General features: G+C 61.6%; 10 protein-coding genes. 8 read left to right on the top strand and 2 right to left on the bottom strand.

Annotated features, from left to right (window positions below):
* Positions 1-21 precede the first annotated feature (21 nt).
* The 6 genes from AC07UR_RS21780 to AC07UR_RS21755 all read left to right on the top strand — a co-directional run bounded on the left by AC07UR_RS21780 (position 22) and on the right by AC07UR_RS21755 (position 8261).
* On the top strand, positions 22-2295 hold the full coding sequence (locus AC07UR_RS21780; RefSeq protein WP_173423278.1) for a GumC family protein: 2274 nt from the start codon (positions 22-24) through the stop codon (positions 2293-2295).
* On the top strand, positions 2274-3212 hold the full coding sequence (locus tag AC07UR_RS21775; protein WP_234941775.1) for a glycosyltransferase family 2 protein: 939 nt from the start codon (positions 2274-2276) through the stop codon (positions 3210-3212). Before AC07UR_RS21780 ends, AC07UR_RS21775 begins: the two co-directional genes overlap by 22 nt.
* A gap of 4 nt (positions 3213-3216) precedes the next feature.
* Entirely contained in the window at positions 3217-4524 is a 1308-nt protein-coding gene (locus tag AC07UR_RS21770; RefSeq protein WP_209790170.1) for a glycosyltransferase family 4 protein, read from the top strand.
* Between the two features lie 229 nt (positions 4525-4753).
* Positions 4754-5431, top strand: coding sequence for a sugar transferase (locus tag AC07UR_RS21765; RefSeq protein ID WP_173423280.1), 678 nt, complete (start codon positions 4754-4756; stop codon positions 5429-5431).
* 441 nt (positions 5432-5872) lie between these two features.
* A complete protein-coding gene (locus tag AC07UR_RS21760) occupies positions 5873-7393 on the top strand; it encodes an oligosaccharide flippase family protein (RefSeq protein WP_209790171.1) in 1521 nt (506 codons plus the stop codon).
* 46 nt (positions 7394-7439) lie between these two features.
* Positions 7440-8261 (top strand): methyltransferase, TIGR04325 family, encoded by an 822-nt coding sequence (locus AC07UR_RS21755; RefSeq protein WP_327795841.1) that lies wholly within the window; start codon positions 7440-7442, stop codon positions 8259-8261.
* Between the two features lie 129 nt (positions 8262-8390).
* Here AC07UR_RS21755 and AC07UR_RS21750 read toward each other — a convergent pair whose 3' ends face one another.
* Positions 8391-10115 (bottom strand): FAD-dependent oxidoreductase, encoded by a 1725-nt coding sequence (locus AC07UR_RS21750; RefSeq protein ID WP_209790173.1) that lies wholly within the window; start codon positions 10113-10115, stop codon positions 8391-8393.
* 275 nt (positions 10116-10390) lie between these two features.
* Here AC07UR_RS21750 and AC07UR_RS21745 point away from each other — a divergent pair, with 275 nt between their 5' ends.
* Together AC07UR_RS21745 and AC07UR_RS21740 are read left to right on the top strand one after the other, a co-directional pair.
* Entirely contained in the window at positions 10391-11572 is a 1182-nt protein-coding gene (locus AC07UR_RS21745) for a DegT/DnrJ/EryC1/StrS family aminotransferase (protein ID WP_173423284.1), read from the top strand.
* A complete protein-coding gene (locus tag AC07UR_RS21740) occupies positions 11562-12362 on the top strand; it encodes a 4'-phosphopantetheinyl transferase family protein (protein WP_234941776.1) in 801 nt (266 codons plus the stop codon). The genes AC07UR_RS21745 and AC07UR_RS21740 overlap by 11 nt, the downstream gene beginning before the upstream one ends.
* Here the strand turns inward: AC07UR_RS21740 and AC07UR_RS21735 are convergent.
* Positions 12283-13869, bottom strand: coding sequence for a glucosamine inositolphosphorylceramide transferase family protein (locus AC07UR_RS21735; protein ID WP_173423285.1), 1587 nt, complete (start codon positions 13867-13869; stop codon positions 12283-12285). The two genes, AC07UR_RS21740 and AC07UR_RS21735, sit on opposite strands and share 80 nt — an antisense overlap.
* Between the last annotated feature and the right edge of the window lie 24 nt (positions 13870-13893).

Below are 13893 nucleotides of genomic sequence, written 5' to 3'. Positions count from 1 at the left end.
TGAACTTCGTGGGGAACACAAATGGTCGTGCATGACATCTCAAAAATCGTGATGGATGAGAATTTCGAGGCCAAGCGTTCGGCCGGCCAGGAGAGCATATCCTTCCGCGATGTTTCCGACTTCCTGCGGCGTCACCTCGTTCGTATCGGGATTTGTGGCCTGATCGGCCTTGCGCTCGGCGCGTTCTACATCCTCAACACGGCACCGACCTTTACTGCGACCGTCCGTCTGGTGATTGACCCGGAACAGGGGCGCATCGCATCGCAGGATGCCTCGACCGGAACGATCATCATCGAAGCGGCCGAGATCGCCAGCGAAGTCGAAATCGTCAAATCCGAAGCGATTGCCCGCGCCGTCATCGAACAGCTCGACCTGACCAACGACCCGGAGATCGTCGGCGGCGGCGTCTCGATCCGGGGCATGATCGGCTCGCTGTTCTCCGCAAGCACCAAGAACGCCGACAATGATGCGGCCGACGACGAGTATCTGATGCGGCGCACGATGGCTGCGTTTCTTTCGCGTGTTACCGTGCGGCGCGTTGGCCAATCCTACGTGCTCGAGATCGGCTATTCGTCCACGGATCCACAGAAGGCGGCGAAAACGGCCAACGCCATCGCCGGCGCCTACATCCGCACGGGCATGAACGAGAGATCCGACGCCGCACGAAGTGGCGCCAAGTGGCTCGAAAGTCGCCTGATCGAAGTCGGCGCGCAGGCACGCGCGGCCGCCATGACTGTGGAAGAGTTTCGCGCCAAGAACGACATCACGACGGTTGGCACCGCGTCGACGCTCGACCAGCAGCAGCTTTCCGAACTCAGCAGCCAGATGCTCGCAGCGCGCGCTGCGACGGCGGCCGATACGGCCAAGCTGATGACGCTGCAGCAGCTCATGTCGCAAGACACGATGATCGGCAGCGTCAACGACAGCCTCGACAATCCGCAAATCCAGAAGCTCAACGAAGAAATGCGCCTGGCGAAAGCCAAGCTCGACAATCTCAAGACGCGATACGACAGCGGAAACCCCGCAATTACCGCCGCCGAGGCAGACATTGCGCGGCTCGATGCCTCTCTTCGCAACGAATTCCTGCGCATCGAACAGTTCTACAAGTCGAATGTCGAGATCGCCAAGACCCGCGAAAAGCTGCTCGAAAGCGAGCTTGCCAATCTGACCGCGACGGGTGCCGGCAAGAACGTTGCACGCGTCGAACTGTCCGAGATGGAAAGCCGCGCGACGACCTATCGCAACATGTACGAGGGTATTCTTCAGCAGCTCATCGGCGCGCTGCAGAAGCAGTCCTTTCCACTCGGCAAGGCACGTATCGTGACGGCGGCAACGGCGCCCTTGGGAAAGACCTGGCCGAAGCCCTCGACGATCATGCCGTTCTCCCTGATGTTCGGATTGGCGACCGGCCTCATGTTGTCGGTGCTGCGTGACGGCCTCGACCGACGCGTCAGCTCCAGCGAACGCCTGCGCGCCGAACTCGGCATTACCTCGCTCGGCCACGTGCCGATGTTCAGAAGCAGCCCCCGCCCGCATCAGCCTCCAATCGCCTCCACGATGCTGCCGCTCAGATCGGTCCTGGACATGCCCTATTCGCGGTTCTCCGAGGCCTTGCGCGGCGTGAAGAATTCCGTCGATTCGGCGTTCCCCGCCAATGCATCGGCAGTCATCGGGGTCACATCGGTCGGCCCCGGCGAAGGCAAGACCACGATTGCGGCCAACCTCGCCCAACTCTACATGAACGAAGGCACATCGGTCCTGCTGGTCGATGCGGATTTCATCGGCTCGCGCCTCAGCCGCGTCGCCACCGAGGACGGCGCGGGCTTCGGCATGGAGAGCCTGCGGATCCTCGGCATTCCCGGCCAATATTCCAGGCGCAGGTCGAGCGAGGGACAACAACACGTCGAGGAATTCGACGGCAAGGCGGTGCGCTGCGTTCCGGTTCTGACCGTCGAACAGACGCGCAAGGCCGCGGTCGGACATCAACGCTACGGCCACCTGCCGGCGCTGAAATCGGAACTCGAACTGCTGAGACAACGCTACAAGGTGATCATCGTCGACATGTCCGGCTTCGAAGATTCAGCCGACACGCGCGTGATCTGCACCTATCTCGACGGCATCGTCGTGGTTCTCGGACAATCCGACAAGATGACTGTCGAACGGCTCGGCGAGGCCCTGTCGACATTCGGCAAATCGCGTGTCGCGTTGCTCGGTGTGATCTCCAACAGAAGCGACGGCCCTCGCCGGACCAACATTCGCTGGGACCGAAAACAATGGCGCAAGTTCAAGAAATGACGCCGGCAACGGATAACCATCCCGCCGCTCGCCCGCTAACGGTCGCCATCGGCATACCGAGCTGCGGCCGCAGCGACATTCTCTCCGCTGTCCTGCCGCTCATCGCCCGGCAGTCCCGGCAACCGGACGCGATCTATGTCTGCCTGTCGTCGCCGGAGGATATGGACCCTCGCTGTGTCGAGGGGCTCGCCTGCCCTGTCACCGTGATCCTGTCCGAACGTGGCCTCTGCCGCCAACGCAACCGGATACTGGCGGAAGTAAGCGCCGATATCATTCTGTTCCTTGACGACGATTTCCTGATGGCTCCGTCCTATGTCAGCGAACTCGTGGCGCTGTTTGCCAGCCAGCCCGATGTCGCCATGTGCACCGGCACTGTCATCGCCGATGGCATCATCGGCCCCGGCATCGCGGTCGACGATGGCCTTGAGATGATCGAGGCCGGATTGTCTCGGCCGGATCTGCCGGTGACCTTCGCGCCGATCTACAGCGCCTACGGCTGCAACATGGCTGTAAGGACCGCCGCGATCCGGCGCTCGGGGCTGCGCTTCGACGAAAATCTGCCACTCTACGGCTGGCTCGAAGATGTCGATTTCAGCCGCCTGGTTGCCCAGCATGGGCGTGTCGTTCGGTCGAGCCGACTGCTGGGTGTCCACCTTGGAACGAAGAAAGCCCGCACCCCTGGAATCAAGTTCGGCTACTCGCAGATCGCCAACCCCATCTACCTGATGCGCAAGCACACGATGAGCATCCGTCACGCCACCGTCCAGATGGGGCGAAACCTGATCGCGAACTTCGTCAAGGTCTGGAACCCGGAGCCGTGGGTCGATCGAAAAGGGCGTCTGCGCGGCAATGCTCGCGCGGTCGTGGATCTGCTGACCGGTCGGCTCGCCCCGCAGAACGTCGAAAGGCTCGAGTAACATCATGGCTCCTCTGCCGCCAGACCGCGTCGTCGTCATCAACGATCGCTCCACCAGGGTCGGTGGCGCCACGAACCTCGCCATCCTGTCGGCAGAACTGCTTCAGCAGCGCGGTATACCGGTGACATTCTTTGCCGGCGACGGCGCGCCAGCCAACAAGCCGGCGGCCGATACGATCAATCTCGACGCCGTTCCCCTGATGGAGCGGCGGCGAAGCGACGCACTGCGTCTCGGCCTTTACGACCCGCCCGTCTATGAGAGACTGAGCGGGCTAATCTCCAGCCGCGACACGCCGTCGACGATCTACCATCTCCATGGCTGGTCGAAGATCCTGTCGCCGGCCATTTTTCGAGCACTCGCGCCCGTGCGGGATCGCGTCGTTCTCCACGCTCACGATTACTTCCTGGCCTGCCCCAACGGCGGCTTCGTCAATTTCCAGACCCATCGTGTCTGCGAGTTGAAGCCGATGTCGGGTCGTTGCCTGACGACTCAATGCGACAAACGCGGTCTGCACGAGAAGGCCTGGCGCACCGCGCGGCACATGCTGCGGGAGCAGTTCTTTCCAACCAAGCGAATGCCCGCAAACATCATCGTCGTGCACGAGAGAATGCGCGCTTATTTCGAGCGTGCCGGCATGGATGGCACCCGGATCGAAACGATCCGCAATCCAGTCCTTCCCTTTGTCGACACCGGGCTCCAGCCCTGGACCAACCGCAACTTCGTGTTCGTCGGCCGGTTGGAACCCGAAAAGGGCTTCGAGGATGCGGCCAAGGCGGCGACGCTTGCCGGGTTGCCGCTTCACTTCATCGGTGACGGTGCCGGGCGCGCGCTCATCGAAGCACGGTTTCCCGATGCAACGGTTCACGGCTGGAAAACCAAGGACGAGATGCTGGATATTATTCGCAGCGCACGCGCCGTGGTGGTTTCCTCGCGTGTGCCGGAACCGTTCGGGCTTGCGGCGCTCGAAGCCGTTTCTTGCGGCATACCGGTCATCCTGCCGGACGCTGCATTGCTCGCCGACGAGATCGTCGCACTGGGGTGTGGGCTCAAATTCCGGATTGCCGATGTCGAACATCTTGCAGCCGCGATGCAGTCTATCGCCACCGACGACGCATTGGTGCATCGGATGAGCGACAACTGCCTGAGAGAGGCAGCCAGGCTCGCGCATTCACCGGCAACCTGGGCGGACGAATTGATTGCTCTCTATGCGAGCGTGCTGCAACGCGCCAACGGGAGCCCGAGCGATGTCATGCGACGGCGCCTGGCAACAGTTGGGACCGCGCATGATCTGCATGATGGAGGTGTTCGATGAAACGGCATCGTTCGTCGCTGCAAACCATCGATCGGCAAGGGACACGTTCATCTGGCGAAACCGGCGGGCATACGGCCCTTTCGCGATTAGCAGGTTTACCCGGCTGCGCATTAATCCTGCCCGGCGCGTACCTCCATTGGACTAGGCCTTGCCCATCAGGATCGATTGTAAATCCGGGCGCCCACTGGCAGCCTGTTAAAGGCGAACGGTGTTGGGAGGGGTGAGAGATATGCTGTCTGTTTCTGATGGCGCTGCACGTCAAGGACACACCGCGCGCGGAACCATCGCAGCACGACGCGGCAGCAGGTCCAAGCGATTGATCGACGTGACCGTATCGGTCCTGGCGCTCGTCTTCCTTGCGCCGGCACTCGCGTTGATAGCGATAGCCCTCGTCATCGTCGATGGCCGACCGATCATTTTCCGACAAGCCCGCGTCGGTGCGCAGGGCAAAATGTTCGAGTGCCTCAAGTTCAGAACCATGCGCCGTGATGCGGCGGAAAGGCTTGCCGAACTTCTGGCCAACGACCCCGAACGAAACCGGGAGTGGACTGAAAAACGCAAACTCGTCGGCGACCCGCGCGTCCATTGGCTCGGCAAGATCCTCAGGATGACCTGTCTCGATGAGTTGCCGCAGTTCTACAACGTGCTGCGCGGCGACATGAGCCTTGTCGGACCTCGCCCGATCTCGCTGGAAGAAACGGAAAAATACGGCCCGAACCTGCACTATTACACAAGCCTGAAGCCCGGCATCACCGGCATGTGGCAGGTCCGAAGACGGCCGGAGACCACCTATGACGAGCGGGTTCAGTTCGACATCGACTACTATCAGTCTCGGTCGATCTATCTCGACATCGTGATCATCGTAAAAACGGTGGGCGTCGTCCTCTTTGCAACAAACGAGATCTGACGGGGGCGTTTACCAGATGAAAAAGATCACGGCCGCCCAGAAGACAAGGCACAGCACGACCACGAACCAGCGAATGGCCAGCTTCGTGTTCCATGAAGACCGATTGGTCATGGCGCCCTCTTTGTCCAACGAGATCCGTCTCAACATCGACTGCGAGCTCCCCTCTCCCGCGCGTACCCCCGACTTCTCCGTGTCTGCAACACGCCGTCGAATTCAGGCGAACGGCGGGCGCCAAAGTCCGTGCCATAACACACCCTACCGTACAAACGGGGCAAGACCCGAATCACGGTTTCAACGCACACCATACCGTACGAGTTTCGAATTTTCAGGCAACCGGGGTTTTTTCCCGAAGGTCGGTGGACAAACGTTCGCTCGCCCGATCGGGCCGCCCACGCCCCCGCCACCTCATCAATGCCGCTTACCGCCAGTCGTGGTGCAATGATGCCCCGCTGGTTCGAGACCGCAACTCTCCCGTTGCGACGGGTGTCATCCGTCTTCCCCAGTTCATTGCGCTTACCGCATCTGATCGGCGACGGCTTTGCCGCGCTGTGCGCCAAAGTCATCTCACAGGCCGCACAACTGTCGATCTTCATCGTTGCGGCGCATGTGCTAGCGGCCGCCGAATTCGGCTTCTTTGCCTTCGCATCCTCCTTCGCCATTTTCGTTCTTGTGGTCGCCGAGGGTGGATGGGGCGAATTCATCATGAAAGGCGGCGTCGACAAGACGGACATCGATCAGCTTGCGACCCTGTCGATGCTATCCGGGCTTGTTGCGACGATCCTTGGCCTTTCTGCCGCTGCAACCATGTACACGCTGGGCCACGGCTGGGACGCGCTGCTGATCGCCCTCTTCAGTTCCTGGTACCTACCAGCGTCGCTGTCGACGGTTTACGATGGCATTCTCATTTCACAAGGGCGCCTGAAGAGCCAATCCATCATCCGCATTGCGGCCGAGATCATCGGGCTGTTCGTCGCGATCGGCGGGCTTTCGCTGGGGTGGAACATCGTGGCGCTCATCTGCGGGCGATTGGCGCAACAACTGACGATCCTTGCCGCCTCGATGATCATGCTAAGGTGGCTGCCACGTCTGCGCCTGCACCGTGCATACGCCGCCCAAGTGCTGGAGTTCTCGCGCCATATCGTCGCCAACCGGCTTGTGGTGTTCTTCCGTTCCTACGCCGGCACGCTGGTGGTCGGAAGCTTCCTCGGCCTGGCCGAGGCGGGCTACTATCGCGCCGCCGAACGGATCGTTGCCGCCTTCTCCGAACTGATGGGCGAACCGGCCCGGATGCTGGCCTGGATCCTCTTCGGCCGCGCCGCCGGCAAAGACAGGGGCGATGTCGACCGGGCGGCGATCGGGACGACAGCCACGACCTTCATGACGGTGCTGATGGCGATCTCGACGCCGATCTATCTCGGTCTCGCGCTGATTTCGGCAGAACTCATCGACGTCGTCCTGGGTGACAAATGGGCGCCGGCAGCGATCCTCGTCGCAATTCTCGCCGCAAAACAGACACTTCTGATCCCGGGCTATGTGACCGAGCCGTTGTTGTCGCTGAGCGGCAACATTCACAGGATGCCGAAAGCCGTCATGTTGAACGGCGCGATCTCCGTCGGGCTGATCATTCTGCTGACCCCGTTCGGCGCGGTTGCGACAGCATTGGGACAGTGCGTCGCCGCGGTGTTCTCGTTCAACATTTCGATGCGGCTGCAGTCACGCGAGGGTGAACTTGCCTGGAACCGCGTCCTTCGCGACTGCGGCCTGGTGGCAATCGCCGTCTGCGCCATGGCGGCCGCCGTCTTTCTGTTCGGCCGGATAGCCGAAGCGTCGTCGCTCAGGCAGATGTCGACAATCGCGCTGCAGGTGGTCGCCGGCGCGGCGATATATGTGGCGGCACTGGCCATCTTGCAGCGATGGAGCGATGCCTTGCGGCCCATCTTCGCGTTCGGCCGTCACGGATGAGGGACAAACCAGACAAAGCAAGCGCGACAATCAGGGGAGATGCATCGTGCTGACCAGCGACATCAAGAACACCGCTTATCCGCTTTTGCGCAGCGCCGTGCGCAGCCTCAACCGCTCCCTGACGCCGTTGAAGGCAGCGAGCGGCCGGCTGCGCTATCTCTCGCCTTTCCCTCAGCGTTTTACCGGCGCCTATGGTTCTTTCGAAGACGCCATCGCGGCGGCCCGCTCCAACGGACTTGCCGGCTATGATCACGAAGAGATCGCCGAGGTCGCCTTCGAAAAGATGTGCCAGGTCGCCCCCTGGGACTACCCGGTGCTTTTCTGGATGCGGCAGGTGATGGGTGAGGTTGACGGTCTTGTCGATGCCGGCGGACATATGGGCACGAAATACCGGGCATTCCGCGACCTTCTCTCCCTCGACGGGTCTTTCCGCTGGGTGGTCTACGATCTGCCGGCCATCGTGCAAGCGGGCCGGCGCAGGGCCGAGCAGGACAAGCTCGACAATCTGCATTTCGTTGAGCGCATCGCCGATGCCGGCACTGTGCCGTTGTTTCTGGGCTCTGGACTGCTGCAATATCTCGATATCCAGCTGTCCGACCTCCTGGGGCGGATGCCGTCCCTGCCCCGCCACCTCCTGCTCAACAAGGTGGCGCTGAGAAAGGGGAGCCCCGTCGTGACGCTGGAGCGCATCGGCAAGGCAATCGTGCCCTACCAGATGCGCAACGAAGACGTCTTTTGCAGTGACGTCGAAAGGCTCGGCTATCGCCTTGTCGACCGCTGGTCGATCCCGTCACTCGCACATGTGATCGAGACACATCCCGAGTTGGGGCCGAGCGAAAGCGCCGGCTTCTATTTCCGGCTGCAATGACGAACGAGCAACGGTGCTGCCGAAGTCCTCATACTGGATTCGACCCAACGAATTATACTGCAAATTTATAGTGTTACGGCACCGTGCATCATATTTTCCGATCGGCACTGTCGCCGGAAGGGTCTGGCGTCACGCTCCGGAGGCGACGGCTGCTTCCTCGGCAACCGCACGCGGTGTCACGACAGGAACCGAACGCCTTTCCAATCGCATCTTCAGATGATCGGCAAGACGCATCGCCAGGCCAAGTATCATCAAGGTCGGGTTGGCGTGACCTGGCGTGGAAAAGACAGAGCTTCCGGCAACAAAGAGCCCATCGACACCATGCACCATTGCGTCGGGATCGACGACGCTTGTGGCCGGATCGCTGCCCATGCGTGTGGTGCAGGACGGGTGCGCCATGTCTGTGAACGCAGCTCTGTCGTCTTCGTCCCAGGCAATCCAGTCGACCAGATGCGGTTGGGGAAGCGCATTGCGCCCGAATTCGCAGACCAATGCCCGCGCCAGCCGCTTGACGCTCTGCACCTCCGTAGAGCCAATTTTCCAGGCGACGCGCGGCATCGGCACGCCGTACCGGTCAACTTGGTCAGACAGGGTGACGCGGCTCTCCGCATCGAGCTTCTGCTCGACCATGACATCGAACCGCAGCTCGTCGGATCTGTGCATCATCCCTCGTTTTTGTACCATCCGCCGGAAAGCGCCCTTTGCCAGAAAGCCGGGAGACCGCGCGACGACGGTCAGGTCGCGCGCCATCCGCGTGCGATCGCCCCGCATCAACCGTTTCAGTGCGGCCCAGGGGTCGCCGGGTGAATGGATCTGTACGGGATAGGCCGCACAATTGACGAGCCCTTCCTGTCTTTGCACGGTCGGACTGAGGCGCAGGCCGTGAAGATAGAACTGGGTCCTGCCGTGATCCACGAGACCGTAGAAATTGAAGTGCCTGGCCACGGCATCGATATCCGGCCGGTCGAAGCGCAGAAGTGTCGAGCGCGGGTGATCGGAAAGGTAGCGTCCTACGACATCCCTGGCGTTGCCGACACCGCCCGCCGCCAGCGATCTGGAAGCCAGCAGCAGACGAGCGTTTTCGATGCCCCCGGCGCAGAGGACGACCGTCTCGGGCCACACCGTTGCACAACCACCGTCAACACTGCGCAGATCGAGCGACGCGACGCGCCTGCCGCTCGCATCGAGCTGGATCTGCGTGACCGTGGCATGCGTCAGGATATCGATGTTCGGGGCGACCAACTCGGCTGCCACATGGGCAAAGCGCATGGGTTCGCCGTGCTGATCACGTTCATGGCTGAACTGCCAGAAGAATGGGCGAAGCAGATCACGGTCGAAGCCGAGTTCGTCCGGCGGCGAATGCAACCGGCGAAAGAGCCTCTCGTCGTAGAGATTGGGCCCGAGATTGAGCAGTTGTGCCGCGCGATCGAGCGCCGGCGCCAGGCTTTCGCGGGTCATCGGCCAACCGGACACCGGCAGCCAGGACCGGCGCTCAAAGTCGATTTCGTCGAAACTTGCGCATTTACCGATCCAGGTATGTGTGCTGCCGCCGAGCCCTCGATTGCGCAACTCGAAGGGCGCTATGTCATTCAGCCACGCGAGGCTGCCGTTGTATCCCCTGCCCGGGCTTTCGACGCCCTCTCGGGCAATCGGCTCGCCGACATTCTCGACGGCATTCAAGGTCTGCTGCGCTGCCTCGAAGTCGGCACTGCCGCTTTCGATGACGAGCACCCGGCAGCGGCTGTTCGCGAGCTCACGCGCGATCGTCAGACCGACGGGACCGCCGCCGACGATGGCCACATCAGGACGAAACTCAGTGCCTGTGGGGGCTGATCGGAGATCACGGATCGGCATGAAAAGAACTCCCGCGTGCTACATACCGGTCGTAGCACCAGCGCTTTCGCACCGAAATCTCCCAATATGCATAGGGGAGTAGGGCAACTACTGATTTCGGCTAGTTGCAGCCTGCACACTTTGTTCAGCAGCTGGCCGGATGTCCATTTTGAAACGGTGCCGCGAGGCGACTAGGCTTGATCATTGGGGCCGGTACCCAGCAGGCGATTTGTCCTTATCCCTGGACGCCGATGGTCGGCGAGCGCGGAGAGCCGGCAAAGATCGGAGACTGAGGCATGGCGCGTGTAGGTATGAGAGAATGGCTGGCACTTGCTCCTGTGTTTGCGTCGGGCAAGCTGGCCCGCTTCAGCAGCGACGGCAACGGGCCACTCACGCGTTTCGAAGCGGATTTTTCCGCCAAGTTCGGCGTCGAGCATGTCCTGACGGTCAGCAGTGGCACCGGCGCGCTCATAGCAGCACTTGCGGCAGCCGGCGTCGGACCGGGCGATGAAGTGCTGGTGCCTGCCTACACCTGGATTGCGACGGCGGGCGCGGCACTTGCCGTCGGTGCCGTCCCCATCATCGTAGAGATCGACGAGACCCTGACGATGGATCCGGCAGATATCCTGCGAAAGATCACCCCCTATACGCGCGCCATCATTCCCGTGCACATGGCCAACATGGTGTGCGACATGGAGCGCATCATGCAAATCGCCCGCGACCACGGGCTCATCGTCGTCGAGGATGCCTGCCAGGCGGTCGGCTTACCTTACAAGGGGGTGCGCGTCGGCACGATCGGCGACGCCGGCGCCTTCAGCTTCAACCAGTTCAAGAACATCAATATCGGCGAAGGAGGCGCAGTCGTGACCAACGATCCCAGGCTCTTCGCCAGGGCGCGCATGTACCATGATATCGGCGCGCTGTTTCGCGGCCATCTCGACAATGCCAACGAGCCGCCCATGCTCGGCATCAATCTCAAGGCCAGCCAGATCCAGGGCGCCATGCTCAACGTGCAGCTGAAGAAGCTGGATCCGATGATCCGCCGCATGCGTCGTCACTACGATGCAATTGCCGAGATCCTGTCGTCCAGCAACGCGATGCGCATCGGTCCGCACAACGATCAGGACAATGCCGCCGGCCTGCATGTCATCTTCGACACGGCCGAGGAGGCGCAGGCCTTTGCGGCCGAGAACAAGCGCGGCGTCTACCGCCTCTACGATTCCAGCCGCCACGTCTACAGCAACTGGCTGCCGGTGCTCGAACAACGCACGGCAAATCCCAAGATGAACCCCTATGCCTGGACCTCCCGTAAGATTGAATACGCCCCGGATATGTGCCCGCGGTCGCTCGATATTCTCAAGAGGACGTGCCGCATCGGGCTCGGCGAGAACTATCCCTTGCCGCTCATGACCTATTTCGCCCGACGCATGGTGCGCCAGCGGCCCGCCGCCAAGGGGAGCCTCGTCTATGCGACCTAGTCTGGACCGGATCGGTCCCAACTTTATCGATATCTGGCGCTGGAACCTCGACCAGACCGAGCGGGAAATCGATCGCCTGTTCCCGATATTGAGCGGCGAGGAAAGGGCGCGAGCCTCGCGTTTCGTCTATCCGGAACATCGACAACGTTTCATTGCCGGCCGTGCCGGCCTGCGCCTGGTGCTCGGTCACTACCTCCACCTTCCGCCGCACCGCATCGGTCTTTCCTGCAACGTCTTCGGCAAACCGCGCATCGCCGGCGCATCGGAGTTGCTGCAGTTCAATCTCAGCCACAGCGCGGACGTGGCGATGCTGGCGATTTCCGACCATTACCCTGTCGGCATCGACGTCGAGGCGATCAAGCCTCTGAAGGAGGATATTGCGGAGCATTTCTTCTCGAAGCGCGAGTGCGAGGCTCTGGCCGCATTCCGCGGCGACGATTATCTGCACGCGTTTTATCGCTGCTGGACGCGCAAGGAAGCCTTCGTGAAGGCCCATGGCGCCGGGCTGTCGCTACCGCTCGACTCCTTCGACGTGACCGTCGACGCGACCTCCCGTCCAAAGCTCGAATCGCTGGATGGTGATCAGGACGCGCCGCTGAACTGGAGTCTGTTCGACCTCGCGACGCCGACGGGTTTCGCCGGCACGTTGGCGGCGCTCACCCTCGGCAACGCCGTGCATCTTCGTTATTGGAATGACGATGTGCTGACGCTCAAAGCGTCAGTCGCGCATCCAGCACATAACGATCCCCGGCCGCATCAAAGTGGTGGCAACCGAGCAAGCCCGGCTTGAAATCGGGCTTGATCGTCCTGATGCACCGTTCGCGGTAGTTCTCCAGGTCCAGTTGTTCGATCTCCATGATGTTCAGCCCATAGCCGTAGATCCCGTGCGCATTGTGCTGCGACGGGCGGAAGACCCGTCCTTCGCGCGCGAAAATACGGCCGGCATTGCGCGCAACCGTGCTGCCGAGCACCACCGGATTGCGCTTGTGCGGCGTGATGCGTGCCAGCCCCGGTCCATCGACTTCAAAGACGTGAAGTTCGCTGCAATGGTCCTCGTAGGCGTGAAACTCCGACAGGTTCGTAAACAGCCACCACCGCCCCTCGTGACGTGTCAGTATGCTGTCTGCGGCGGACAAACCGTTGAGTGCCGTTGCGTGCAACTCCCACTTCAGTGGAAATTCGACGCAGCGCCAGATCTCGATGCGCTTGGATTGATGTGTCTCGGGCATCATGAAGATGTCGTCGCCGTCGCGAAAGACGAACGGGTAGGACAGATGGTAGTCGCAATTCAGCGCTACGCCCACCGGCTCGAGCCGGTCGCCGTCAAAACGACCGACCGCGATATGCGCCTTGCGGTCGCCATCGGCATAGGCTTCGTAGAACAGGTAGCATTCGTCCTCATGCTGAAGCAGAAACGGATCCGCCTTGATGTCCGTCGCCGTCGGTGGGATCTCGACGGATCCGCCCGGTTCGAAATCGTCGATCCGGCCGCTGCCGGTAAAGAGCGTCCAGACGGCAGCCCCTGTCCCGGCCTTGTGCTGCACGGCCTTCTTCACCCGTCCGACAAGATGACCGCTCAGGATGCCGAGATATCGCGCCAATTCGTCGATCGACGGCGGCGAGGCTTGGCGGCGCGCCGGCAGTGGCGTGGTGATCAGTTCCCCTGTATCGGCCAACCGCGAGAGTTCGCGCACTAAAAGGGTGGCCGCACGCTCCTTGATGAAGTTGATGTTCCTGACCGCGCTGAACTTGATGTTGAAGGACGACGACGCAATTGCAACGGACGAGGCAGACGCCCCGAGCCGAACGTAGAGCGCCAGGTCCACGGACGGCGCGCCGGTTGCAACCTCGAGATAGCTGAACCACTCACCCGCTCCCGATTTCTGATCGGAGAAGGACAGCGCCCATTCGCCATAGGGCAACTCGCGCACGGCGTCGTCAGGAAGACCATTCGGCGTCATGCGGATCACCAGGTCGAGGCCAAGCTCCGCCACTTGCGCCTGCGCCGCACCAGGTTCCGCTGATGCCAATGGCACGATGCGTTGCTTGTGCGCATCGAAGTTGCACGGATTGTAAGCCGCCTGACGGCCGAACGCCGTCTGCTCCAGCCGATGGGCAAGCTTGAAGAACACGGACCTCCGACCGGCCCCATAGGGCGCGGGGTGAACGAGCAAGGCAGTCAGGGCATATCTCGGATCCGCAACGATCCGGTCAAAGACCATCAGTTGCCAATTCTCGAAGCCCTCGTTCTGCTCGACCAGGATGCCGATGCGCAAGGGGAGGCTTGTGACACGCATGGATGTTGCCTTCGTAAGCCGGGT

This window comes from Ensifer sp. GW821-FHT05G01 (assembly GCF_059419585.1).
The sequence above is the reverse complement of the archived record's forward strand: the minus strand, read 5'-3'. Positions and strand labels throughout refer to the sequence as shown.

Excerpts from the sequence above, each read along its gene's own strand:
- AC07UR_RS21745 (WP_173423284.1), top strand. The coding sequence starts at position 10,391 with ATGGCGCGTGTAGGTATGAGAGAATGGCTGGCACTTGCTCCTGTGTTT.
- AC07UR_RS21780 (WP_173423278.1), top strand. The coding sequence starts at position 22 with ATGGTCGTGCATGACATCTCAAAAATCGTGATGGATGAGAATTTCGAG.
- AC07UR_RS21770 (WP_209790170.1), top strand. The coding sequence starts at position 3,217 with ATGGCTCCTCTGCCGCCAGACCGCGTCGTCGTCATCAACGATCGCTCC.
- AC07UR_RS21735 (WP_173423285.1), bottom strand. The coding sequence starts at position 13,869 with ATGCGTGTCACAAGCCTCCCCTTGCGCATCGGCATCCTGGTCGAGCAG.
- AC07UR_RS21765 (WP_173423280.1), top strand. The coding sequence starts at position 4,754 with ATGCTGTCTGTTTCTGATGGCGCTGCACGTCAAGGACACACCGCGCGC.
- AC07UR_RS21740 (WP_234941776.1), top strand. The coding sequence starts at position 11,562 with ATGCGACCTAGTCTGGACCGGATCGGTCCCAACTTTATCGATATCTGG.
- AC07UR_RS21775 (WP_234941775.1), top strand. The coding sequence starts at position 2,274 with ATGGCGCAAGTTCAAGAAATGACGCCGGCAACGGATAACCATCCCGCC.
- AC07UR_RS21760 (WP_209790171.1), top strand. The coding sequence starts at position 5,873 with ATGCCCCGCTGGTTCGAGACCGCAACTCTCCCGTTGCGACGGGTGTCA.
- AC07UR_RS21750 (WP_209790173.1), bottom strand. The coding sequence starts at position 10,115 with ATGCCGATCCGTGATCTCCGATCAGCCCCCACAGGCACTGAGTTTCGT.